Annotated in this window: 20 protein-coding genes and 2 tRNA genes; 16 read left to right on the forward strand and 6 right to left on the reverse strand. The window is 66.2% G+C overall.

Annotated elements, in window-relative coordinates:
• Nucleotides 1-2: 2 nt before the first annotated feature.
• The gene (locus tag V5B60_RS16925) at nt 3-1,985 is read right to left on the reverse strand and encodes a type I restriction-modification system subunit M (protein WP_332348456.1); all 1,983 of its coding nucleotides are present in this window, start codon (nt 1,983-1,985) and stop codon (nt 3-5) included.
• Entirely contained in the window at nt 1,985-2,221 is a 237-nt protein-coding gene (locus V5B60_RS16930; protein ID WP_332348458.1) for a hypothetical protein, read from the reverse strand. Before V5B60_RS16930 ends, V5B60_RS16925 begins: the two co-directional genes overlap by 1 nt.
• Before the next feature lie 277 nt (nt 2,222-2,498).
• Between V5B60_RS16930 and V5B60_RS16935 the strand changes: the two genes are divergently transcribed.
• The gene (locus V5B60_RS16935; protein WP_332348460.1) at nt 2,499-3,191 is read left to right on the forward strand and encodes a DUF2461 domain-containing protein; all 693 of its coding nucleotides are present in this window, start codon (nt 2,499-2,501) and stop codon (nt 3,189-3,191) included.
• Between the two features lie 7 nt (nt 3,192-3,198).
• On the opposite strand, the gene V5B60_RS16940 is transcribed toward V5B60_RS16935, so the two are convergent.
• Nucleotides 3,199-4,737 (reverse strand): class I adenylate-forming enzyme family protein, encoded by a 1,539-nt coding sequence (locus V5B60_RS16940; RefSeq protein ID WP_332348462.1) that lies wholly within the window; start codon nt 4,735-4,737, stop codon nt 3,199-3,201.
• A 572-nt stretch (nt 4,738-5,309) separates the two neighbouring features.
• Here V5B60_RS16940 and V5B60_RS16945 point away from each other — a divergent pair.
• Nucleotides 5,310-6,776, forward strand: a complete 1,467-nt coding sequence (locus V5B60_RS16945) for a metal transporter (protein ID WP_332348463.1) — start codon at nt 5,310-5,312, stop codon at nt 6,774-6,776.
• A 139-nt stretch (nt 6,777-6,915) separates the two neighbouring features.
• Nucleotides 6,916-7,692: an enoyl-CoA hydratase gene (locus V5B60_RS16950; protein ID WP_332348465.1), complete on the forward strand. Its 777-nt coding sequence runs from the start codon at nt 6,916-6,918 to the stop codon at nt 7,690-7,692.
• 104 nt (nt 7,693-7,796) lie between these two features.
• Here the strand turns inward: V5B60_RS16950 and V5B60_RS16955 are convergent, their stop codons facing one another.
• A complete protein-coding gene (locus V5B60_RS16955; RefSeq protein WP_332348467.1) occupies nt 7,797-10,388 on the reverse strand; it encodes an extracellular catalytic domain type 1 short-chain-length polyhydroxyalkanoate depolymerase in 2,592 nt (863 codons plus the stop codon).
• 266 nt (nt 10,389-10,654) lie between these two features.
• Between V5B60_RS16955 and V5B60_RS16960 the strand changes: the two genes are divergently transcribed.
• The 6 genes from V5B60_RS16960 to V5B60_RS16985 all read left to right on the forward strand — a co-directional run bounded on the left by V5B60_RS16960 (nt 10,655) and on the right by V5B60_RS16985 (nt 15,687).
• Nucleotides 10,655-11,362, forward strand: a complete 708-nt coding sequence (locus V5B60_RS16960) for a glutathione S-transferase family protein (protein WP_332348469.1) — start codon at nt 10,655-10,657, stop codon at nt 11,360-11,362.
• 70 nt (nt 11,363-11,432) lie between these two features.
• Nucleotides 11,433-12,053 (forward strand): glutathione S-transferase family protein, encoded by a 621-nt coding sequence (locus V5B60_RS16965; protein WP_332348471.1) that lies wholly within the window; start codon nt 11,433-11,435, stop codon nt 12,051-12,053.
• A 91-nt stretch (nt 12,054-12,144) separates the two neighbouring features.
• A complete protein-coding gene (locus tag V5B60_RS16970) occupies nt 12,145-13,026 on the forward strand; it encodes an alpha/beta hydrolase (RefSeq protein WP_332348473.1) in 882 nt (293 codons plus the stop codon).
• Between the two features lie 35 nt (nt 13,027-13,061).
• Nucleotides 13,062-13,610: an inorganic diphosphatase gene (gene ppa / locus V5B60_RS16975; RefSeq protein ID WP_332348474.1), complete on the forward strand. Its 549-nt coding sequence runs from the start codon at nt 13,062-13,064 to the stop codon at nt 13,608-13,610.
• 66 nt (nt 13,611-13,676) lie between these two features.
• A complete protein-coding gene (locus V5B60_RS16980) occupies nt 13,677-15,287 on the forward strand; it encodes an NAD+ synthase (protein WP_332348476.1) in 1,611 nt (536 codons plus the stop codon).
• A gap of 61 nt (nt 15,288-15,348) precedes the next feature.
• On the forward strand, nt 15,349-15,687 hold the full coding sequence (locus V5B60_RS16985) for a P-II family nitrogen regulator (RefSeq protein WP_034940402.1): 339 nt from the start codon (nt 15,349-15,351) through the stop codon (nt 15,685-15,687).
• Between the two features lie 202 nt (nt 15,688-15,889).
• Here the strand turns inward: V5B60_RS16985 and V5B60_RS16990 are convergent, their stop codons facing one another.
• Together V5B60_RS16990 and trxB are read right to left on the reverse strand one after the other, a co-directional pair.
• Nucleotides 15,890-16,459: a Smr/MutS family protein gene (locus tag V5B60_RS16990; protein WP_332348479.1), complete on the reverse strand. Its 570-nt coding sequence runs from the start codon at nt 16,457-16,459 to the stop codon at nt 15,890-15,892.
• Nucleotides 16,460-16,527: 68 nt separating this feature from the next.
• Nucleotides 16,528-17,493 (reverse strand): thioredoxin-disulfide reductase, encoded by a 966-nt coding sequence (gene trxB, locus V5B60_RS16995; RefSeq protein WP_332348481.1) that lies wholly within the window; start codon nt 17,491-17,493, stop codon nt 16,528-16,530.
• Between the two features lie 162 nt (nt 17,494-17,655).
• Between trxB and V5B60_RS17000 the strand changes: the two genes are divergently transcribed.
• From V5B60_RS17000 to V5B60_RS17030, 7 genes are all read left to right on the forward strand, one after another.
• Nucleotides 17,656-18,363 carry a Crp/Fnr family transcriptional regulator gene (locus tag V5B60_RS17000; protein WP_332348483.1) on the forward strand — a complete coding sequence of 236 codons (708 nt, stop codon included), beginning with the start codon at nt 17,656-17,658 and terminating at the stop codon, nt 18,361-18,363.
• 24 nt (nt 18,364-18,387) lie between these two features.
• Nucleotides 18,388-20,922 carry a DNA translocase FtsK 4TM domain-containing protein gene (locus V5B60_RS17005; protein ID WP_332348485.1) on the forward strand — a complete coding sequence of 845 codons (2,535 nt, stop codon included), beginning with the start codon at nt 18,388-18,390 and terminating at the stop codon, nt 20,920-20,922.
• Complete coding sequence (gene lolA / locus V5B60_RS17010) at nt 20,919-21,539, forward strand: outer membrane lipoprotein chaperone LolA (protein WP_332348486.1); 621 nt, start codon at nt 20,919-20,921, stop codon at nt 21,537-21,539. The genes V5B60_RS17005 and lolA overlap by 4 nt, the downstream gene beginning before the upstream one ends.
• Nucleotides 21,540-21,620: 81 nt before the next feature.
• Nucleotides 21,621-21,697: transfer RNA gene (locus V5B60_RS17015), tRNA-Val, on the forward strand.
• 288 nt (nt 21,698-21,985) lie between these two features.
• Nucleotides 21,986-22,414 (forward strand): RNA polymerase-binding protein DksA, encoded by a 429-nt coding sequence (gene dksA, locus V5B60_RS17020; RefSeq protein ID WP_332348488.1) that lies wholly within the window; start codon nt 21,986-21,988, stop codon nt 22,412-22,414.
• A 34-nt stretch (nt 22,415-22,448) separates the two neighbouring features.
• A complete protein-coding gene (locus V5B60_RS17025; protein WP_332348490.1) occupies nt 22,449-23,405 on the forward strand; it encodes an adenylate/guanylate cyclase domain-containing protein in 957 nt (318 codons plus the stop codon).
• Nucleotides 23,406-23,534: 129 nt separating this feature from the next.
• Nucleotides 23,535-23,611 (forward strand) — tRNA-Asp (locus V5B60_RS17030).
• Nucleotides 23,612-23,730 lie beyond the last annotated feature (119 nt).

Genomic DNA, 23,730 nt, shown 5'->3' on the forward strand with positions numbered 1-23,730 from the left:
CCTCACAGCGCCTGCACGCCAACAATTTCGCCGAGCAAGCCCTCGGTCTCCTTCTCGAGCGCGAGGATGTCCGCGCGGATCTCTTCCAAGGTGCGCAGCGGCTGCGGCTTGTAGAAGTAGCGGGTGAAGCTGATCTCGTAGCCGGTCTTGACGCTGTCCGGCACGTACCACGCGTCGGGCGCGTGCGGCAGCACCTCCCGCCGGATGAAGGCCTCGATGCCGCCTTCCTCCAGCAGCGGCACCTGCTCGGTGTCGCGCAGGTCGGGGTCGGGCTCGTACTCGACGACGGCCGGCTTGCCGGCGATCGTCGTCTCGAACAATCCTCGTAGCAGGTCGGCCGCGGTGCCCTTCCTGTGGATCTTGCGGACGACCGGCGGCGCGTCGTCGGCGCGCTCGGCGTTCTCCTTGAGCGCCTTGATCTCCTTCGGCGAATACGCCCGCTCGGGGTCAATGCCCTTCAGGCGCAGCGGGCGCTCCACGGTCAGCTTCCAGTAGCCGAAGGCGGCGTTCGGAAAGAGCTTCGATTGCTCGGTCTCCTCGAACCTCAGGAACGCATCGCAGATGCGCCCGATGTCGTCGTCCGACAGCTCGCAGTTCTTCTTGCCCAGGTTCTTGCGCAGCGGCCTGGACCACTGCGTGGCGTCGATGAGCTGCACCGTGCCCCGGCGGTGCGCCGGCTTGCGGTTGGTGAGCACCCAGACGTAGGTGGCGATGCCGGTGTTGTAGAACATGTTCAGCGGCAGCGCGACGATGGCTTCGAGCCAGTCGCTCTCGATGATCCAGCGGCGGATGTTGCTCTCGCCCTGGCCGGCGTCGCCGGTGAACAGCGATGACCCGTTGTGCACTTCGGCGATGCGGCTGCCGAGCCTGGTTCCCCGCTTCATCTTGCTGAGCATGTTGGCCAGGAACAGCATCTGTCCGTCGCTCGAACGGGTGATCAGCGAGTACTCGGGGTCGCCCGCGTGTTCGATGACGAAGCGCTGGTCCTTGATGCCTTGCCTGCCGCCCATGCGCTCGAGGTCGCTCTTCCAGCTCTTGCCGTAGGGCGGGTTGCTGAGCATGAAGTCGAACTCGCGCGAGGGGAAAGCGTCGTTGGCCAGCGTGGAATGCTCCGGGCCGCCGACGATGTTGTCCGCCGCGTCGCCCTCCCCCTTGAGCAGCAGGTCGGCCTTGCAGATGGCGTAGGTCTCGGCGTTGATCTCCTGCCCGTAGAGATGCGTGGTGACCTGCTTGCCGTGCTGGCTGGCAAGCTCCTGAAGCGTCTCCTCGGCGACCGTGAGCATGCCACCCGTACCACAGGCGGCGTCGTACAGGAGGTAGGTGCCGGATTCGATCTCGTCGGCGATCGGCAGGAAGAGCAGCTTCGCCATGAGCTTCACGGCATCGCGCGGCGTCCAGTGTTCGCCGGCTTCTTCGTTGTTCTCTTCGTTGAAGCGTCGGACCAGCTCCTCGAACACCGTCCCCATGCCGTGGTTGTCGAGGCCGGGGTGCCTGACCGATCCGTCGCCGCCCAGCACCGGGTTGGGGCTGAGGTTGATGTCCGGCGAAAGCAGCCTTTCGATCAACGTGCCGAGCGCGTCGGCCTTGGCGAGCCGCGGGATCTGGTTACGGAACTCGAAGTTCTCGAGGATGTCCTGCACGTTCGGCGAGAAGCCGTCGAGGTAGGCCTCGAAGTCGGCCTTGAGCTGCTGCTGGCTGGCGCGGGCCTTGAGGTCGCGCAGCGTGAACCGGGAGGTGTTGTAGAACGCCTGGCCGGCCGCTTGGCGCAGCGCCTGGTCCTGATTGGTGATCGCCGCCCTGTCGAGCGCGGCCTTCATGTCGAGCACGGCCTGCTTGGTGGGCTCGAGGACGGCGTCGAGCCGGCGAAGCACCGTCATCGGCAGGATGACGTCGCGGTACTTGCCGCGGACGTAGAGGTCCCGCAGAACGTCGTCGGCAATGCCCCAGATGAAGTTGGCGATCCAGTTGAGTTGTTGCGGTTCCATCAGTGTGGCCGAGTGTTGGTGACCGCGATGCGCGGATCGTAGCGGGTGCTGAATGCCTTGGTCAGCTCGTTGGGCTTCCTGCTGGCCATGCTGCGATGGGTGATCTGCTGCGCAAACTCGTCGCCGCGTCCCGACCCCTCGCGCAGCATGCCGATGATGGGCGCGGCGAGCCTGGGTTCCCCGATCGAGCCGGGACCGGGCTCTTGACGACGACCAGGAAAGACCAGGATTTTCAATGCCAGCTTTTTCTTGAAAGTATCCCGTCGGTCCCGTCCGTGTCAATCTCGTCGATCAGATTCCGGGGCGGTGTACCGCCATCCGTGGCCCATCCGGCGACCGACGCGGCCCGCCATCTTCGGCCAATCGCCCGACACCGGGACATCGGCACAGCGGCCAACGAGCGAACCCGGTGGCGACATCAGGAGTCGTCTTTACTGGCTGCCCGGCAAGCGCAACAATGCGTGCTGCAGGCGCCCGCTTGCGCAACCAGACCGACGTCAAGGAGAATCCGCCATGTTCAGCCAGGCCACCTTCGACTTCCTCGACGAACTTGCGGCCCACAACGAGCGTTCATGGTTCGCCGCCAACCGGGAGCGCTACGAAACGCTGGTCCGCACGCCAGCTCTGGCTTTCATCACCGCGATGGCGCCCGGGTTGCGGCGCTTCGCCCCGCATTTTCGGGCCGATCCGCGGCCGACCGGCGGGTCACTGATGCGCATCCATCGCGACACGCGCTTCAGCCGCGACAAGCGTCCCTACAAGACCAACATCGGCATCCAGTTTCGCCACGAGCTCGGCAAGGATGTGCATGCCGCGGCTTTCTATGTCCACCTCGCCAGTGATGGCTGCTTCTTCGGTGCCGGTTGCTGGCACCCCGACCCGGCCTTACTCGCCGACATCCGCGGGCGCATCGCCGATCAACCGCAGCGCTGGTTTGCCGTGCGCGACGATCCGCGGTTCACCGCGCACTGGGCGCTCGCCGGCGACAGCCTGAGCCGGCCACCACGCGGTTACGCCCCGGATCATCCGGCGATCGACGACATCCGGCGCAAGGATTTCATCGCGCTGGCACCCCTGTCGTTCGCCGAAGCGACCGCCGATTGCCTGGTCGAGCTTGCCGCGCAACGCCTCGCTGCGGCGCTGCCGCTGCTCGACTTCCTCTGCCAGCAAGCTGACGACTCGGGCAACGGCAATCCGCACGCATGATGAGCGGTCACCGGCCGGCGTCGTGTCTCTTTTTGTAGCCGTCGCGCATCTCCCGCTTGAGCGTCTTGCCGGCGGCATTGCGCGGGAAATCATCCATGATCTGCACGGCGTGGACGCGCTGATAACGGGCGCCGACACGATCGTTGATCCAGTCGCGCAGCTCGGTCGCGGTCGCGCTGGCGCCCGTACGCAGGAGGACGGCGGCGACCGGTGTCTCGCCCCACTTCTCGTGTGCCACCCCGAAAACGGCGACTTCGCGAATTGCCGGGTGGCGAGCGGCGACCTCCTCGATGTCTTTCGGATAGACTTTGACGCCGCCACTGTCGATCATGTCCTTCTTGCGGTCGACGAGGTAGAGGTAGCCCTCGCCATCGGCGTAGCCGAGGTCGCCGGTGTACAGCCAGCCGTCGCGGATCGCCTGGTCGGTGAGGTCGGACCGGCCGTAGTAGCCGAGCATCAGCGACGGGCCGCGACCGACGATCTCGCCGACTTCGCCGGCTTCGGCATCACTGCCGTCCTCGCGCACGATGCGCATCTCGAAGAAACAGGGCGGCGACCCGACCGAGCCCGACTTGCGCAGCGACTGCGTGCGGTCGAGAATCGTCCAGAAGCCCTCGGTCAGGCCGTAGAGTTCGTAGAAGCGGTTCGGCAACAGACGGTTGAGCTGGTCCTTGTGCTCCTGGTACAGCGGCGCGCCGAGCGAGAGGATCATCTCCAGCGAGGCGAGCTTTTCCGGTGCGAAGTTCGGCGCGTTGAGTATGGCGATGATCTGCGCCGGGACCATCATGGTGTGCGTGACGCGTTCGCGGGCGATGACCTCGATCGCCTCGACCGCGTCGAACTGGCGCAGCAGGACGTAGCGCGCGCCGAGATAGAAACAGGGCATCAGGGTGACGAAGGCACCGTTGAAGACGATCGCGCCGGTGTGCAGGACGACCGATTCCGGCCGCATCCGCCAGGCAGCGGCAAACAGCGTGCAGTACATCGCGCGCACGAAATGGCTGTGCATGATGCCTTTCGGCAGACCCGTGGTGCCACTGGTGTACATGATGTTGAACAGTTCGTCCTGGGCAACCGGAACCGGGCTGTGGGCGCCTTCGGGACAACTGCCGAGCAGCGCCCGGTAGTCGGGGAAATCGCCGCTGGCGCCGTCCACCAGCAGGATGCGGTCGGCGCGCAGTTGCGGCAGTTCGCCACGCACCTCTTCGAGCATCGGCGCCAGCGAACGCTGCGTGATCACGCAGACGGCGCCCGCGTCGCGCAGCAGGCTGGCCAGCCCGGAGGCCAGCAGCAGCGGGCTCAGCGGTACGAGGACGGCGCCGATCGCCGGCACCGCCCAGTAAATCTCGAGCAACTCGCGGCAGTTGGCGAGAACGGTGGCGACGCGGTCGCCGCGGCGCACGCCGAGCCACTGCAGCAGACAGGCGCAGCGATCGACGCGGGCGGCGAAGTCGCACCAGCTGAGCCGCTCATCCTCAAAGACGAGGGCCAGTTCATTGGGCCGAAACGCCGCGTGGTGGTTGATCAGCGTAGCAAGTTGCAGCATCGTACTCTCCTCCGGCCGAGCCGCGGCGGGCCTCCGTCTGCCGACCCCGGAGGTCAGCGGTGCAGCCCTGTCGCAGCGCAACAGAGGCGTACTATACATCGCCTGCGCGACCGCCGACAGCGCTACCACGCGAAACTCCCGCAGACGCCTGCAGCCCCTGCCCCGCGGACCCCTGCGGCAAGCTGCAGAGCACATTCAACAAGCCTGTGGGGTTGCTGCGGCAGTCCTGAGCGAGGCCCGGACGGGCAAGTGCGAAACGGCGTGAACAAATCGCGCGCAGAGGAGTAGAATGTATTGTGCGCTGCGCAATCGAGCGCGGCCCAACGGATCCCGCCGGCACATGGCTGGTACTCAAACGAGCTGCAGACACGCTGACGATGGCGCCTACCGCCATCGGAGAGAGGGGGCGCGTGCGGCAGCCGCAAGGCGGCGTCCGTGTGTCGGCCGGAATCACCTCGGAAAATCGTCGGTGTCTGCCCTCGCGGTGGAACCAGGGTAAGCGTGGGTGGCCCGCCGTGGGCTGACCCTTTTTTGACTCAGGTATCACGTCTAACTGCTGGAGGTTTCAAGAAATGAATGCACTGCTTAGGGAAATGCCCGATTTCACGACGAGCTGGTGGCGGTATACGCTGGCCATGATGCGCGCCTCGAACCGCGAGATCAGCGAGTTCAACGACAATCTGTTCATTGCCGCGCACATCGCCATGACCGCCGCCCGCGACAATCCGCTGAGCATGATGGAGACCTTCGAAATCCTCGAGCACAACGTCGGCATGGCGCGCAAGGGGCTCGCCGGCATGCAGGACAAGATGGCCGACTACGCCTTCGACCAGATGGAAGAGGCCACCCGCGCCTTCCTCAACACGGTGATGAACGCCGAAGGGGAGAAACTCGGCGGCTACATGCGGCGTGAAGCCGAAGTGATGGAGGCCGTATCGAACTTCAACGAGCAGATCGAGGCGATCGCCGACGAGTTCGGCTTCCACTTCAACACTGCGAACTACAAGCTGGTCCATGAAACCGATGGCTTTGAGCTCTATCAGGTCCTGCCGCTGAAGAAAGGCGTCGAGGTGCGGAAGGATCTCAAGCCGGTGATCCTCGTGCCGCCGTACATGCTCGGCGTCCACATCCTTTCCTTCCTGCCGTACGAGAACAAGAGCTACAGCCATTCCTTCGCCAACGAGGGCATCCCGACCTACGTCCGCGTCGTCAAGGACATCATGACCAATGAGAAGGTCCAGACGATGACCCCGGAACAGGACTGCGAGCAGACGCGCGAACTCTGCGCCAAGGTCATGGAACTCAACGGCGGCAAGAAGGTGACGCTCAACGGCACCTGCCAGGGTGGCTACATCTGCCTGATGAACGTGCTCTCGGGCAAGCTGCAGGATGTCTGCGACGCGTTGATCACCAACGTGACGCCGGTCGATGGCACCTACAGTGACGCCATCAGCGGCATGCCGACGATGCACCATGACTTCATCACGACGACGCTGCCGAGCGGCAACAAGGTGGCCAACGGCTATCTGCTGAGCCTCGGCATGCGCTTCGTCGCCATCGACCGCGAATCGCCGCTGGTCAAGGTCCTCGACCAGGCGTCGCTGCAACGCGCCACCGACCTCAACCCGGGCAAGACGCCGGCCGCCCTCTTCCGCTGGCTGCTCAAGGAGCGCGTACACCTGCCGCTGGCGATCGCCAACATGAGTTCGCACACCTTCCAGGATCCGATCGCCGACGACGGCACGCTGCCGGTCAAGCTGTTCGACAAGCCGCTCAACATCAAGGGTCTGATCGACCTCAAGGTGCCGTGGTACCAGAACTACGCGATCAAGGACGACCTCGTCACGCCGCCCTGCGCCACCGCCGGCAACAAGTTCCTCGAGGGCTGGGACGGTCTCGAGTCGGTCGCGTTCTTCGGCGGCCACGTCGCCATCCTGACCAGCCCGTACGGCAAGAAGTCGCCGGTCAACGGCGCCTTCAAGGACGCCAACGGGAAGGATGTGCGCGGCCCGGTCAAGTTCCAGATGGACATCTCCTGATCCTGCTCCTGCCAGCCCCTGTCGGCCCCCGCCGCGGAACACAGCGGGGGCCACACGCCAACAGGGCTCCCGTCCCCGCTGCCGGAGAACGGGAGCCGCACGCCCCTTTCGCAAATTCCACCACAGGAGTTTTCTGCTCATGACCTACGTCAATATCATCACCGAGACGCGCGGCAAAGTCGGCCTGATCACGCTCAACCGCCCGAAGGCACTCAATGCCCTGAACGATGACCTGATGAACGAACTGGGCGACGCCCTCCGCGGCTACGAGGCTGACGAGAACATCGGCGCCATCGTCATCACCGGTTCCGAGAAGGCATTCGCTGCCGGCGCCGACATCACGGTGATGCAGTCGCTGTCGTACATGGAGGCCTACAAGGGTGACTTCATCACCCGCAACTGGGACACGCTGAAGAGCTGCCGCAAGCCCGTGATCGCTGCCGTCGCCGGTTATGCGCTCGGCGGTGGCTGCGAACTGGCGATGATGTGTGACATCATCCTCGCCGCCGATACCGCGCAGTTCGGGCAACCGGAAGTTCGCCTCGGTATCCTGCCGGGTGCTGGCGGCACGCAGCGCCTGCCGCGGGCGATCTCGAAGGCCAAGGCGATGGAAATGTGCCTGGCCTCACGCAACATCGACGCCGTCGAGGCCGAGCGCGCCGGCCTCGTCTCGCGCATCGTTCCCGCCGACAAGCTGCTCGACGAGGCGATGGCGACGGCGAGCAAGATCGCCAGCTTCTCGCTGCCGGTCGTGCTGATGATCAAGGAGTGCATCAACCGGTCGTACGAGAGTTCGCTCGCCGAGGGCCTGCTCTTCGAGCGCCGTACCTTCCACTCGGCGTTTGCCCTCGACGATCAGAAGGAGGGCATGGCCGCCTTCGTCGAGAAGCGCAAACCTGTCTTCAGCAACCGCTGACCGCCGCCGGGCGCTGCCACCGGCCGTCGCCCCACCCCCGCCAACCTCGCCGGCGGGCACGCCCACAGAGGGCGTCGCCCGGCCGGCGACCGCTTGCCCGGCCCTCAGCAGGGCGCCAGATCGACAGCGTCCTCGATCACGACCTGCTCGACCCAGGCGCTGGCATGCACGGTGCTGTACGTATTCGAATAGGCAGCGACTTCCAGGGTCAGCGTCACCGTCCGATTGGCAAAACGCGCCAGGTCGATCCCCGACTGGCGCAACCACTCGCTCTCCTGGTGCAGCATGCCGATCGCCGTCACCTCATCGACGACGATGCCGTCGATGAGTATGCGGAAGCTGGCACTGGTGTAGTCGTTTACCGCGGCGCTGAGATCGAGTCGCCGCAGGTAGCTCAACTCGGGCCGCGGACCCAGTTCGATGCGCCGCGAGATCGCGTGCGCGTGCGGCCCGAGCGCCCCCCGCTCGCCTGAGGAAGCCTGGCCGTGGAGCGTCGAGCCACCGCGAAACGCGCGCGGGTCATCGAGCAGCAGCTCCCAGCCGTCGCCTTCCCAGCCGGCAGCCTGCAACCGGGCTGCCGGCGTCGTCGCCGCGGCGGCACGCTGGCTGACCGACTTCAATGCGCCCGCTGCCTCGAGCGCCGTCGAGATGATCCCGGGTACGTCGATGCCCAGCGGCGCGCCGCTGCTGGCACGACCGGCCGTGGTCCCGCTCTTGAGGAGACCCGCGGCCTCGAGCGAAGCGGAGATGATGCCGTGCACGTCGAGACCCATGGACCGGCGCCGACCGGCGCCCTGCCCCGCCCCCGCCGTGCCGTGGTCGTCTTCCGGGGCCGCGCGAGCTTCCTGCTCCGGCTCTCCGCCGCGGCTGGCCAGCGGCGCCGCGCTCGCCGGTCCGGCTGCCGCTGCGCCAGCTGGCGCGTCGCCACCTGCCGGTGTCGCCGCTGCCCGGACTGTCGCCTCGTTCGCTGCCCGTACCGGCTGTTCGGCAAGCAGCCCCCAGAAGTCGGCGATGCGATGCGTCGACGAAATGCCGACTGCGTTGAAGAACGGTGCCGCGGTACCGCACTGGTGCGGCGCCGGGCCGGGATCGAGCGCGGCGCCGTGCGCCATGCCGGTGATGGTGTAGGACTCGATGACCTCCTCACCGGCGGGCGAAAGCCAGACCCGGCGCGGGTAGCCGTTGACGCTCATCTCGAGTGTCGGCTGCAACGGCAGCTCGTGCAGGTGGCTCCATTGCTTGATCAGCTCTTCGGCGTTGACCGGCTTCACTGCCGTATCCGCGTCGCCATGCCAGACCGACAGCCTCGGCCACGGCCCCCGGTGCGGCGAGGCGGCGCGCACGCGCTCGCCCCACTCGGCCGGCGCCAGGTTGCGGCCCTGGAAGATCGTCTCCAGCCCTTCCTGCATCCCCTTCGCCGCCCGATACGGAACACCGGCGATCACCGCGCCACCGGCGAAGAGATCCGGATGCGTCGCCAGCATCACGGTCGTCATCGCACCGCCGGAAGAAGTCCCGGTGACGTAGATGCGACGCCGGTCGAGCGAGTGGGCGGCCAGCATGTGCTCGACCATCTGCCGGATCGACTCCGGTTCGCCCTGGCTGCGTTCGAGATCCTCGGGCTTGAACCAGTTGAAACAGCGCAGCGGGTTGTTGCTCCATTGCTGCTGCGGCAGCAGGAGCGCGAAGCCGTGACGATCGGCGAGCGTCGACCAGCCGCTGCCCTTGTTGTACGAGGCCGCGCTCTGCGTGCAGCCGTGCAGGACGACGACCAGCGGCGCCTGCGGCGGCAGCGCAGCGGGAAGGTACTCGTACATCCGCAGCTCGCCGGGATTGGAGCCGAAGCCGGAGACCTCACGCAACCGGCTCTCCTGCCGGTCGACCTGTTCCGACCACGCCTGTACGGCGGCCAGCGCCGTCAGGAGCTTCTCCCAGCGGCTGCCATGCGGCGTCTTCGCCGCCAGTTGTGCCATCTTGGCGATCGAGGCCACCTTGTGGCCCAGTTTGTTCAGCATCGGATTACTCCTGTTGTCGGTTACGGTGGTGAGCATGCCGATCTCGAGCAGTTTGCGGACCGGCAGGAAGACGGCATGGAAGAGACCCGGGTCGGCGGTTCCTCCCCTTTGTGGATCAAGCCAGGCCGGTGGCGGCGATTCGCCGCTGAGGCCGTAGTTATGACTGACGACGGCACGGCGACCCTGCCACCAGCTGCTGAACTGCAGCGAGGCAACCGGACAGCCACGATTGACCCAGACGCCGAACAACTCGCTGGCAACGAGTGCCCGTGTGTCGTCGGCGCTGGCGAGCTCGAGCAGACCGGCCAGCGCCTCGGCGAATGACAGGCCTTCGAGGGCCGGCCAGCAAACTGGCTGCTGCTCGCTGCCGCCAGCCGGAAGCGCCGGCCCGAAAAGCACCCGTGGCGTGCTGCCACCCGGCGCGACCGGCGTCGGCCGCAGGTCGGCGTAGCAGCGAATGGCCTCGATGGTCTGCGATTGCTGCGGCGCGGCCATCGCCCCGAGCAGCAACTGCGCAGCGTACTGCGGCGTCGCTGGCGGCGAGCCCCGGCCCCTTGGGCCAGGAGCCACCAGCCCGCCGGTGACCATCAAGGTCACGCGGAAGCGCAGGTCGCGCCGCGACTCGCCGAGAATGTCGGCCAGTCGTTCGCTGAATTCGTAGCGTGCAAGTCCGTTCGTCATGCAGCAACGATAGCACGCCTGGCAAGCGATTGCACGGAGTTTTTTAGTAAGTGCCGTGTTTTCAGTTTTGCTGTCCCCTTGCCGGCTTGCCCGGGTGACAAACACCATCGGTGACCGGTCGCCGCGGCAGGCTGCAAGCCATGTGCCGGAAGCTCGCGGATGTCCGCCGGCGCCTGCGGCCACGCGGATTCTGTTAGGATGGCCGTGCCGCGGTGCCCGACCGCAGCCACGCAGCCTCCTCCCGGCAAACCATCCGAGCCCCGACGATGATCGATCTCTATACCGCTGCGACGCCGAACGGCCACAAGATCTCCATCGCCCTCGAAGAGCTGGCGCTGCCGTATTCGGTGCACACGCTCGATCTGGCGCAACGAGAGCAGAAGCAGCCCTGGTTTCTGGCGATCAACCCGAATGGCCGGATTCCGGCGATCATCGATCGTGCGGCGGCCGATTTCGTCGTCTTCGAGTCGGGCGCGATCCTCATCTACCTCGCCGAGAAAACTGGACGCCTGCTGCCAGCGGATGCCTGCGGCCGCTCGCGCGTCCTGCAGTGGCTGATGTTCCAGATGGGCGGCATCGGCCCGATGATGGGCCAGGCGAACGTCTTCTTCCGCTACCTGCCGGAGAAGATCCAGCCGGCGATCGATCGCTACCAGGGCGAATGCCGGCGACTCTTCGAGGTCCTCGACAGCCATCTGCGTGACAACGAGTTCCTCGCCGGCGACTACTCGATCGCCGACATCGCCAACTGGGCCTGGGTACGAACGCATCGTTGGTCCGGCGTCGAAGTCGACGATCTGCCACACCTCCGGCGCTGGCTGGAGCGCATTCGCGCGCGACCTGCAGTGCAGCGGGGAATCAACACGCCACCCTCGCCGATCAACCGCGACGCCAGTGACGAGGAGTCCCGGCGCTTCGTCGAGGGAGCACGCCAGATGGTCGAAATGGGCCGGTCGCCGCGGCCTGAAAGCTGATTCCGGGCGACCGTCGTACGGCCAACAGTTGCCCTTTGCCACCGGTTTCCGAACGTCCTGCGAGGAACACATGAAACTTTTCATCTCACCGCGTGCCCCCAACCCGCGCCGCGTCCTGATGTTCATTGCCGAGAAGGAGCTGCAGGGAATCGAGACGGAAGTCGTCGACCTGTCTCGGGGCGAGCATCGCCAGGCAGCCTTTCGGGCACGCAGTCCCCTGGCCAAGGTGCCCGCCCTGGAACTCGACGACGGCCGCACGCTCGGCGAGTCGCGGGCGATCTGCACCTACCTCGAGGGACTGGCACCTGACCCCAACCTGATGGGTCGTGATTTCGCCGAGCGCGCCTTCATCGAAATGGCCGACCGGCGGGTGGAGCTCTACCTCTTCGGCTGCATCGCCAACTGGATCCGCCACTGCCACCCCGGCCTGGCACCGCTCGAACAACCGCAGTTCCCCGACTTTGGCCGTTCGCAGGGCGAGAAGCTGCGGGACATCGCGCGCTGGCTCGATGGCGAGCTCGAGCAGCAGCCCTTCGTTGCCGGCAGCCGCTTCACCATAGCCGACATCACCGCCTTCTGCGCCATCGAGTTTGCGCGCGGCCTGATGCGCTTCCAGCCCGGACAGGAGGGCATGCGCCACCTGCAGGCGTGGCGCGACCGTATCGCCGCACGACCCAGCGCCAGCGCGTGAGCGGCAGCCGCATTCGCCCCTCTGCCGCTGCTCGCGCGCCACGACCGACGCCAGACCCATGCTGACCCTGCCGACCCAACGAACGACACCAATGCCTCGATACGACCTGCACATCCTGCGCCATCCGGCAGCCACACCCGCCCGCTGCCCACCGCTGCTCTTCCTGCATGGCGGCTACGTGGACGCGAGATGCTGGCAGCCGCACTTCCTCTCCTGCTTCGCCAGCCGCGGCTACGACTGCCATGCCGTCGACCTGCCCGGACACGGCCGCAGCGAGGGACGCGAATGTCTCGACCGGCTCGGCCTCGACGACTACCTCGCCGCGCTCACGTCAGTGGTCGAAGAACTGGGCAGCCGGCCAGTGGTCATCGGCCACTCGATGGGCGCCCTCCTCGCCGAGCGCTTGCTCGAGGAGTCGCTCGCCGAGGCCGCGGTCCTGATGTCGCCGGTACCGCCAGGCGGGACGCTCGAGTCATCCCTCAGCCTGTTCCTCCGCCACCCGGGATTCATCGGTGCCGTGGCCCGCATGAGCAGCGGTGTCTGCGACGAGGAAGGACTGCGCCTGCTGCGCGACATCTACTTCACGCCGGCAACCGAACCCGAGGAACTGCTGCAACTGACGGCGATCGTGCAGCCGGAGTCCGCCCGCGCCATCGCCGACATGGCCATGCTGGGGTGGCGCTGGCCGCGGCGGCCTTGCCGACGGCCCGTACTGGTGCTTGGCGGTGAACGGGACATGGTCTTCCCGCCGCACCAGGTCCGCCGCGTCGCCCGCCGCTGGCGGGCCGAACTCGAGATCATCCCGGGCGCCGGCCACGCGATGATCCTCGATCATCATTGGCAGAGCTGTGCGGCGCGCATCCTCGCTTGGCTGCAGCGTCTCGCTGCGGCGGCCCCGACGGCGGCGGCAGCCGCCGGGAAGAACGGCGCGGCGTCAGGCTGCATGGTGCCGGGGCCGGCTAGCGGCGTATAATCGGGACTCCGACCAACAGCAGAGAGATCACGAACATGGGCCTGGATCGCGTGCCCTCCGGCAAGTCGCTCCCCAATGATTTCAACGTCATCATCGAGATTCCGATGCATGCCGATCCGGTGAAGTACGAGGTGGACAAGGACAGTGGTGCGGTCTTCGTGGACCGATTCATGTCCACCGCCATGCACTATCCGTGCAACTACGGCTACATCCCGCACACCATCGCCGGCGACGGTGACCCGGTCGACGTGCTGGTGGTGAGCCAGTTTGCCTTGCCGCCGGGAGTCGTCGTGCGCTGCCGGCCGGTTGGTCTGCTGGCGATGGAGGACGAGGCCGGCCCCGACGGCAAGCTGCTCGCGGTTCCCGTCGACAGCCTGACGCCGATGTATCGCGACATCGAGTCGCCGCGCGACTTTCCCCAGATCGTCCTCGACCAGATCGCTCATTTCTTCGCCCATTACAAGGATCTCGAGCGCGGCAAGTTCGTCAAGATCATCGGCTGGCTCGGCTCCGACGAAGCCAAGAAGGAGATCGTGGAGGGCGTCCGGGCGTACGCCGAGGCGAAGGACAAGCCGGCCTTCTAGTCCGTTCCACACCGCATGTTCGCTGGAGGGGCGCGCGAGCGCCCCTTTTTTCCGGGAGCCGTGCACATGTCAGCAAGAATCGCCATCGCCCAGATCAACGCCACCGTCGGCGACTTCAGCGGCAACCGCGCACGCATCGTGGAGTTCGCCCGCCGTGCGCGAGAGCGGAACGCCGACCTGCTGCTGACGCCGGAACTCGCACTCTGCGGCTACCCGCCGGAAGACCTTCTGCTGCGCGATGACTTCTGCAGCGCCTGCGACAGCGAACTGACGGTGCTCGCCGGCGAACTGCCCGACATCGCCGTTCTCGTCGGCCACCCCGAGCAGCGCGACGGACAGCGCTACAACGCAGCCACACTGCTCAGCGGCGGTCGCCGGGTCGCCACCTACTACAAGCAGCGACTGCCCAGTTACGAGGTCTTCGACGAGGAGCGCTACTTCGATTCGGGTGACGCACCCTGCGTGCTGACGCTCAAGGGCCTGCGCTGTGGCGTCAACATCTGCGCCGACGTCTGGGAAGCCGGCGCGGCCGACCTCGCCCGCGAGGCCGGCGCCGACGTGCTGCTCGTCCTCAATGCCTCGCCCTACCACATCGGCAAGCGCGAGCGGCGCGCCGAGGTCCTGCGGCAGCGGATCAGCAGCACCGGCTTGCCGGTCGTCTACGCCAATCTCACCGGTGGCCAGGATGAACTCGTCTTCGACGGCGGCTCGTTCGTCCTCGACTCACGCGGAACGCTGTGCGGCCAATTGCCGCAGTTCGAGGAGGCGCTGGGAATCGTGGACTTCGTCGATGGCGAGCCGCAGCCGACGACCATCGTCACCCCGCCCTGCCAGGAGGCCGAAATCTACCAGGCGCTGGTCCTCGGCGTACGCGACTACCTCGGCAAGAACGGCTTCCCCGGCGCCCTCATCGGCCTCTCCGGCGGCATCGATTCGGCGCTCACCCTCTGCGTTGCCGTCGATGCCCTGGGCGCGGACAAGGTGCGGGCAGTGATGATGCCATCCCCCTATACGGCCGAACTGAGCCTCAGCGAGGCACGCGAGATGGTGCGCCTGCTCGGTGTGCGCTACGACGAGATCGCCATCGAGCCGGCGATGCACACCCTCGCCGGCATGCTCGAGGCCCAGTTCGCCGGCCTGCCGGCCGACACGACAGAGGAGAACCTGCAGGCGCGGATTCGCGGCATGATCCTCATGGCCCTGTCGAACAAGACCGGCTCGCTGGTGCTGACGACCGGCAACAAATCGGAAATGGCCGTCGGCTACTGCACCCTCTATGGCGACATGGCCGGCGGCTTCGCGGTCATCAAGGACATCGTCAAGACCCTGGTCTATCGCATTTCGCGCTGGCGCAACACCTGTTCGCATGTCATTCCCGAACGGATCATCAGCCGCCCGCCATCGGCCGAGCTGAGGCCCGACCAGACCGACCAGGACAGCCTGCCGCCCTACGCGGTGCTCGACGCCATCGTCGAGGCCTACATGGAGAAGGACCTCAGCCCGCGCCAGATCATTGCCCAGGGCTTCGCCGAAGCCGATGTGCGACGGGTCGTTCATCTGCTGAAGATCAGCGAGTACAAGCGTCGCCAAGCCCCGGTCGGCATCCGCGTCACGCAGCGCGGTTTCGGCAAGGACTGGCGTTACCCGATCACCAACCGCTATCGTGACCCCTACTGATCACTTGTGGTTGCGCGATTTCTGATAGGATTTCCTTGCCCATCTTTCCAGGAGCCGACGCATGAAGAAAATTGAAGCGATCATCAAACCGTTCAAGCTCGACGAGGTGCGTGAAGCCTTGTCCGAAATCGGCGTCACCGGCCTGACCGTCACCGAGGTCAAGGGCTTCGGCCGCCAGAAAGGCCACACCGAGCTCTATCGCGGAGCCGAGTATGTGGTTGATTTCCTGCCAAAAGTGAAAATCGAAGTGGTCGTCACGGATTCTGCTGCCGAGGGTGCCATCGATGCGATCGTCAAGGCCGCACGCACGGGCAAGATCGGCGACGGCAAGATTTTCGTCAGCAACGTCGAACAGGTCGTGCGCATCCGGACCGGCGAGGTCGACGAGTCGGCGATCTGAGCTCCGAGTCGTGACGAAGTCGTCGCGAGCAGTCCAGGATGCAAGGCGCGAGCGAACGACGAGACGGATCAGACGGATCGGTGAGGGCGAAGGCAGGGTTTCGCGCCGCATGCAGCGCGCCGCCGTAGGCGGCCGGCTGCGCAAAGCCGGCCGTGGGCGGGAGCGAGTGAGCAGCGGCAGCGATCGCCACCGGGCCGGCCCTTCAGCGGAGCGGCTGCGCTTGGCCGCCGGCCTTCAGCAACACCCACAGGGCACCGTCACCACCATCGCTCGGCGGCGCGTGACAGAAAGCCAGGACATCCCGGTGGCGACCCAGCCAGGCCTTGACCAGTTGCCGCAGGATCGCTTCGCGCCCCGGCGAGCCGTGGCCGCGCCCATGCACGATGCGCAGGCAACGCTTGCCCGTACTCCGTGCCTCGGCAACGAAGCGCGCCACCTCGGCATGCGCCTGCTGCCGGTTCAGTCCGTGCAGGTCGATGTGGTCCTGAATGCTCCAGCGGCCCCGCCGCAGATCGCGCAACACGCTGCGCGGCACGCCGCAGCGCAGGAACGAGTCGGCGCCACCCAGATCGAGCCAGTCATCGATGGCCACAGCACCATGCAGGAGCTCGCCGAGTACGGCCGCTTCGTCGATCTCGCGCTGTCGCGGCCGCGGACTTGGTTTCGGCCCATCGAGGCAGACCCGGTTGGGCTTGCGCAGCGGCTGCGCACCGTCCACAGCGGCGAGGAAGGCTGCCAGGTCCTCCGCACTGTGACGGCTGAACTGACTCATCGCCGGCCTCGCTCCCCATGCCTCAGGCGAAGCTGCGCGGGCTGCCTGGCGACGGCGCGGGCGAGCGCTCAGCCCGCCAGACCGAGACCGTCGAGATAGCGCTCGGCGTCGAGCGCCGCCATGCAGCCGCTGCCGGCGGAGGTGCACGCTTGGCGGTAGATATGGTCCTGCACATCGCCCGCGGCGAAGACACCGGCGACCGAAGTCGCGGTGGCGTTACCCTGGTGGCCGCCCTGCGTCAGCAGGTAACCGCCTTCCATCGCCAACTGACCGGCAAAGAGCTCGGTGTTCGGCTTGTGGCCGATGGCGATGAAGACGCCCAGCAGCGGCAGGTCTTCGGTCGTGTCCGTCAGCGTGCTGCGAATGCGGATACCGGTCACCCCGGACTGGTCGCCGAGGATCTCGTCGAGGGTGCAGTTCCAGCGAATCGTCACCTTGCCCGCCTTTTCCCGGGCGAACAGCTTGTCCTGCAGGATCTTCTCGCTGCGCAACCGGTCACGCCGGTGCACCAGCGTCACGTGACTGGCGATGTTGGCCAGATACAGCGCTTCCTCGACGGCAGTGTTGCCGCCACCGATGACCGCCACCGCTTGCCCGCGGTAGAAGAAACCGTCGCAGGTCGCACAGGCCGACACACCGCGACCAGCAAAAACCTCTTCGGACGGCAGCCCCAGGTACTGCGCCGACGCGCCGGTCGCAATGATCAACGCATCGCAGGTGTAGGTCGCCAGGTCGCCGACCAGCGTGAACGGCCGTTCGCGGACGTGCGCCGTGTGGATGTGGTCGAAGACGATCTCGGTCTCAAAGCGTCGGGCGTGCTCTTCGAAGCGCTGCATCAATTCTGGTCCTTGGACGCCCTGCGCGTCGGCCGGCCAATTGTCGACGTCGGTCGTGGTCATCAGCTGCCCGCCCTGCGCCATGCCGGTGACCAGCACCGGCTGCAGGTTGGCACGTGCGGCATAGACCGCGGCAGTGTAGCCGGCGGGGCCAGAGCCGAGGATCAGCAGGCGGCAGTGGCGGGTTGCTTGGTTCATGTTCGGTCACTCTCCTGGTAGGTCAGCGAAAATTATAACCGCCATCTCTCGTCAGTCTGCTCCCGCCGCGACCACCGGTTAACGTCGGGACCCTGCAAAGTGCCTTATAATCGGCCTGCAAGCCCTTGATAGAAATCACTTCACTTGACGGAAGAATCGCCCATGAACACTCAGGTCGAGCAGACCAGGAGAGGCCCCAGTCTCACCCTGCTGCACAGCATCCCGATTTTTGCCGGAGTCCCCGATTCCCAGCTCGAGCAGATCGCCAAGGTTGCCTTTCACCGCCGGGTCGCGCGCCAGACGACGATCGTTCGTGCCGGCGACAGCACGGACTCCCTCTACGTGCTGATCAGCGGCGGCGCCAAGGTTCTCAACAGTGACGAAGAGGGCCGTGAGGTGATTCTGACCCTGCTTGGCCCCGGTGAGTTCTTTGGCGAAATGGGCCTGATCGACGGCAGCCCACGGTCGGCTGACGTCGTCGCCACCGAAGCCTGCGAGCTGCTGGTGATCACCAAGGGCGACTTCAAGCGCTGCCTGGCCGAGAACTTCGACCTCTGCCTGAACATCATGAAGAGCCTGGTGCAGCGCTTGCGCGAGGCCGACCGCAACATCGAGAGCCTGGCATTGCTCGACGTGTACGGCCGCGTCGCCAAGCTGTTGCTCGATTTCTCCGAGGAAGAGCGTGGGCAGCGCGTCATCCGGCGCCGGGTGACCAAGCAGGACATCGCCAAGATGATCGGCGCCTCGCGCGAAATGGTCAGTCGCGTCATGAAGGACCTCGAGAACCGGGGCTACTTTCGTGTCGAGGACGGTCGCACGGTCATTCTCGACAAGCGATCGCCCGCTTCGATCAGCGCCCAGCGCTCCTGACAGAATTTGTTGCAGAACCCGGCAATGGCATTGTTGAGCAAACTCGGCAGCAGGATTCCCTACCCCTCCAGAACAGCCAGCCCGCTGCCGGAGAAGATCGCAGTCCTGCTGCGTGAATCGCGCTGGCTCGTCCTGATCGTGGTCGCGAGCTTCATCGCCCTCTCGCTCTGGGGTTACGACCCGGCTGATCCCGGCTGGTCGCACGCCGTATACAGCAGCACGCTGCACAACCCGGCCGGGCGCAGCGGCGCCTGGCTCGCCGACATGCTGCTGTACCTCTTCGGCCTCTCGGCATGGTGGTTGATCCTCCTCCTGCTGATCACGGTCGGCTGGGGCTACCGCCGGCTGGAAGGGCAGCACGCCGGCGACCGACGCCCGCTGCTGATCTCGCTCGCCGGGTTCGTCGTCCTCATCGTTGCCAGCAGCGGCCTCGAGACACTGCGCTTCTACACCATCAAGGCCAGCCTGCCGGTCGGCCCTGGTGGCATCATCGGCATCGAGCTGGGCGCCTTCGTGGTTCGCTACCTCGGCTACACGGGCGCCACCCTGGCCTTGGTGGCGATGCTGCTGCTCGGCTGGAGCATCTTTTCCGGCATGTCGTGGATCACCGCCGCGGAACGGGTCGGGACGCTCTTCGAGCGCCTGCTGCTGGCGATCCGCAACCTCTACGGACGCTGGCAGGATCGGCGCATCGGCCGTGAAGTGGCGCGCGAGCGCGAAGCCGTGGTCGAACTCGAGAAGCAGCGTGGCGAGGTCCATGAGGGGGCAGCGGCCGAAAAACCGCCCGTGACCCCCGCCCGAACCGCATCACGAACGACCCGAAGCGCCACTCGCGAGCCGGTGGTCGAGCCCGTTCTGGGCAAGCTGGACACCGATGCAATCGACGACATCCAGCCAACCGAGCCCTTCCTGAGCGACGCGGCGAGCGCGCCGCAGCCGAGCGTGGACGCACAGGCACCCGTCACTCCGCGCGAAGCCGCAATGCCCGCCACGCGCGTGTTGCCGGTGAAAGTCGAGAAGCGGATCGACCGCGAGAAGCAGCCACCCCTGTTTCCGGAGGCGGTCGAAGGCGGCATGCTGCCACCGCTGCACCTGCTGGAACCGGCGCCGTTGCAGAGTGGCCGCGTCAGCCCGGAAACCGTCGAGTACACCTCGCGGCTCATCGAACGCAAGCTCGCCGACTTCGGCGTCCAGGTCACCGTCACCGCCGCCTACCCGGGGCCGGTCATCACACGCTACGAGATCGAGCCGGCGGTTGGCGTCAAGGGCGCCCAGATCCTCAACCTGGCCAAGGATCTGGCGCGCTCGCTGTCGCTGGTCTCGGTGCGGGTGGTGGAGACCGTGCCCGGCAAGTCGTCGATGGCGCTCGAGCTACCGAACCCGAAGCGACAGACGGTTCGCCTGCTGGAGATCATTTCCAGCAAGGAATACAACGACATGGGCTCGCCACTGACGATGACTCTCGGCAAGGACATCGGTGGCCAGCCGCTGGTCGTCGACCTGGCGAAGATGCCGCACCTGCTGGTAGCCGGAACGACCGGTTCGGGCAAGTCCGTCGGCATCAATGCGATGATCCTGTCGCTGCTCTACAAGTCGGAGCCGGACCAGGTCCGGCTCATCCTGGTCGACCCGAAGATGCTCGAACTGTCGATCTACGAGGGCATTCCGCACCTGCTCGCACCGGTCGTAGTGGACATGAAACAGGCTGCCAACGCGCTCAACTGGTGCGTCGGTGAGATGGAAAAGCGCTACAAGCTGATGTCGGCCATGGGGGTGCGCAACATCGCCGGTCTCAACCATCGCATTCGCGATGCCGCGCGGCATGGCGAGAGGATCACCAATCCGGTGTCGCTGACCCCGGACGCGCCCGAGCCGTTGAGCGCCCTGCCCTACATCGTCGTCGTCATCGACGAACTCGCGGACCTGATGATGGTCGCCGGCAAGACCGTCGAACAGCTCATCGCCCGCCTCGCCCAGAAGGCCCGTGCCGCCGGGGTTCACCTGATTCTCGCGACGCAGCGTCCATCCGTGGACGTCATCACCGGCCTGATCAAGGCCAACATCCCGACCCGCATCTCGTTCCAGGTCTCGTCCAAAATCGACTCGCGAACGATCCTCGACCAGATGGGCGCCGAGACCCTGCTCGGCCAGGGCGACATGCTCTATCTTTCTCCGGGCACCGGTTACCCGACGCGTGTGCATGGCGCGTTCGTTGCCGACGAGGAGGTCCACCGGGTCGTCAACCACCTGAAGAAGACCGGGGCGCCGAATTACATCGACGCAGTGCTCACCGGTGGCGGCGACGACGAGGACGGCGATGCCGGTGCCGGTGACGCCGGTGGCAGCGAGACCGATGGCGAGGCTGACCCCGTCTATGATCAGGCCGTCGAGGTGGTGTTGAAAAACCGGCGCGCCTCGATCTCGCTCGTGCAGCGGCACCTGCGGATCGGCTACAACCGTTCCGCCCGCCTGATCGAGGCGATGGAAAAGGCCGGCCTGGTTTCCGCCATGGATGCGCGCGGTGGCCGCGAAGTCCTCGCGCGCAAGGACGACGAATGAACTGGCGCCAGCCGCTCTGCCTGGCGCTCTGCGCCCTGGCCGCAACCGGCACGGCGCATGCCGCAGCGATCGACAAGTTGCAACAGTTCCTCGACACGACGCGAACGCTGCGCGCCGATTTCGCGCAGACCGTCGTCGCCCGCAACGGTCGGCTGCCGCAGAAATCGAGCGGTGTCATGATGTTCTGGCGGCCGGACAAGTTCCGCTGGCAGATCGACAAGCCCTACAACCAGTTGGTCGTCGGCGATGGCACGAAGATCTCGATCCATGACCCGGACCTGCGTCAGGTCACCGTCCGCAAGGCCGGCGCCGCGCTCGGCGGAACACCCGCCTCGCTGCTCGCGGGCGAGCGCACGATCGACCGCGACTTCAGTCTCCGCGAAGCGGGGGAACGCGACGGGCTCGAGTGGCTGGAGGCCACCCCCAAGGTCGCCGACAGCGGCTTCGAGAAGGTCCGCGTCGGCTTCGCCGGCAACGAACTGCGCGCCATGGAGCTGCTCGACAACCTCGGCCAGACGACGACGTTGCTCTTCTCACGCGTCGAGATCAACCCCCGCCTGGCGCCGTCGCTGTTCCGCTTCACGCCACCGCCGAATACGGACGTGATTGGCGACTGAGCGGTTGCGGGGTTGACTTGAGGTTGCGGCACCGTATAATGCGCACTTTCCTGAAATCACGTGCTGCTTGGGCGTTGATGAAGGCGCGTAGCTCAGCTGGTTAGAGCACCACCTTGACATGGTGGGGGTCGTTGGTTCGAGTCCAATCGCGCCTACCAGGCGTTTCCGGTTTCACGCTTCTGGCAGCAACAGACCGCGAGCAACCGCAGCTCGTCGCGATGAGATGGGGTCAAGACCGCCTTCCGGCGGTTTTTTTGTCTGTGCCCGGGGCCGACAATGCGCTACCATCAGCAGTCGGCGTCAGCCTTGGGGTGCTTTCGCCCGACGGCGCCCCAGGCTCGGGTGCGCGAGGCGCGTCGCCGGGCGGCGGCATGCCGCATCGATCGCCGACGTAGCCTCTCCTGGCCCGTCATCGGCGGTCCATCAGCAAGAAAAGGAGTCACAGCATGGACGAGTCGACAGCGCAAGCGAGCGAACTGACCGAGGCAATGCTGCTGGCAGCGCCGGACGACCAGTACATGTCGGCGGAGCAGATCGCCTTCTTCCGCCGCCGGCTGCTTGCCGAAGAGCAGTCGCTGCTGTCGGCGGTCAAGGAGACGGCCGGTCACCTGCAGGAAGCCGAGATCAGTTCGGACTGGAACGACCGCGCCAGCGCCGAGGAAGAGCACACGCTCGAACTCCGGGTCAGGGACCGCGAGCGGAAACTGTTGCGCAAGATACGCGACGCACTCAAGCGTATCGAAGAGGGCAACTACGGTTGGTGCGAGGAGACCGGCGAACCGATCGGCATCGCCCGCCTGCTGGCCCGGCCAACAGCGGCGTTGTGCCTCGAGGCGCAGGAACGTCGCGAGCAGTACAAGCGCCGCTTCGGCTGAGCGCCCTGCCCCCAGAGCAAGGGACCAGCGGGCCATGAAAGCGCGCAGCCCGAAGACTTCCGCGACGCCCGAGCCCCGCTCGGCATCCGTGCCGGAGCCGGTGACCGCGACGGTTCTCTTTGCCGACATCTGCGGCAGCAGCCGGCTGTTCGAGGAATACGGCGACTGGCAGGCACGCCAGATCGAGACTCAGGTGCTCGACACCCTGATGGCGAAAACCGGCGAGTTCGACGGGACGGTCATCAAGACCATCGGCGACGAGATCATGTGCCGCTTCCCGGACGCGGAACGTGCCGTCACCGCTGCCTGCGAGATGCACCGCGCACTGCGCGACGATCTCTCGCTGCTCGACTTCAATATCGCCGTCAAGATCGGGCTGCAGCACGGACCGCTGCTCGTCGAGCCGGACGACCTCTTCGGCGACGCGGTGAACGTCGCCGCACGCATGGTCTCGCTGGCCAGGGCTGACCAGATCATCACCACCCTCGACACCATCCGTTGTCTGCCCGATGAATTGCAGCAGATGACGCGCAGCCTCGGTCTGTCCCGCGTCCGCGGCCGCCAGCGCGAGGAGGAGATCGTCGAGATCATGTGGCAGGAACCCGACACCGTCACGCAGCTCATCGGCCCGGGGCAGCAGAAGGAGCGACACCAGCTGCTGAGCACCCGGCTCATTCTCACGCACCGCGGTACCCGCTTTGAGCTGCGCGATGACTCCCCTCCCTTCACCATCGGCCGCGGGGACCGGAACATCCTCGTCGTGGACGAGGACCAGGTCTCGCGCAACCACGCCGACGTCTATTTTCGTCAGGGCAAGTTCATCCTCGTCGACGGCAGCACGAACGGCACCTACCTGCGCCTCGACAACGGCGCCCGCTTCTTCGTTCAGCGCGAGGAGTTCGTTCTGCATGAACAGGGGGAGATCTCCCTCGGCGAAGCCGTACGCGATGGCGACCCCGGCCTGATCCGCTTCCAGTGCCTTCTCAACTGATGCCGCTTGCAGGGGCTCCGTGGCTCTTGCTTGCGGGCGCGGATTCGCTATAATGCGCAGCTCGGATGGCGGCTGGCAGTCAGCTCCGCCGGCCCGGACCGCAATGGCCCGCGCAACCGAATGCAGCATGGAGTGGTAGTTCAGTTGGTTAGAATACCGGCCTGTCACGCCGGGGGTCGCGGGTTCGAGCCCCGTCCACTCCGCCAAGATCCCGCACTCTCGAGCGCCGTACCCGTGAGCCCAGTCAAACCGGTCTTTCTCCATTGCGCGCTCGCGACCTCCGGAAGGCCGCCGCTCGGACGGCGACCGCCCTGCATTGCGGCCC

The organism is Accumulibacter sp. (assembly GCF_036625195.1).
Lineage (GTDB): Bacteria > Pseudomonadota > Gammaproteobacteria > Burkholderiales > Rhodocyclaceae > Accumulibacter.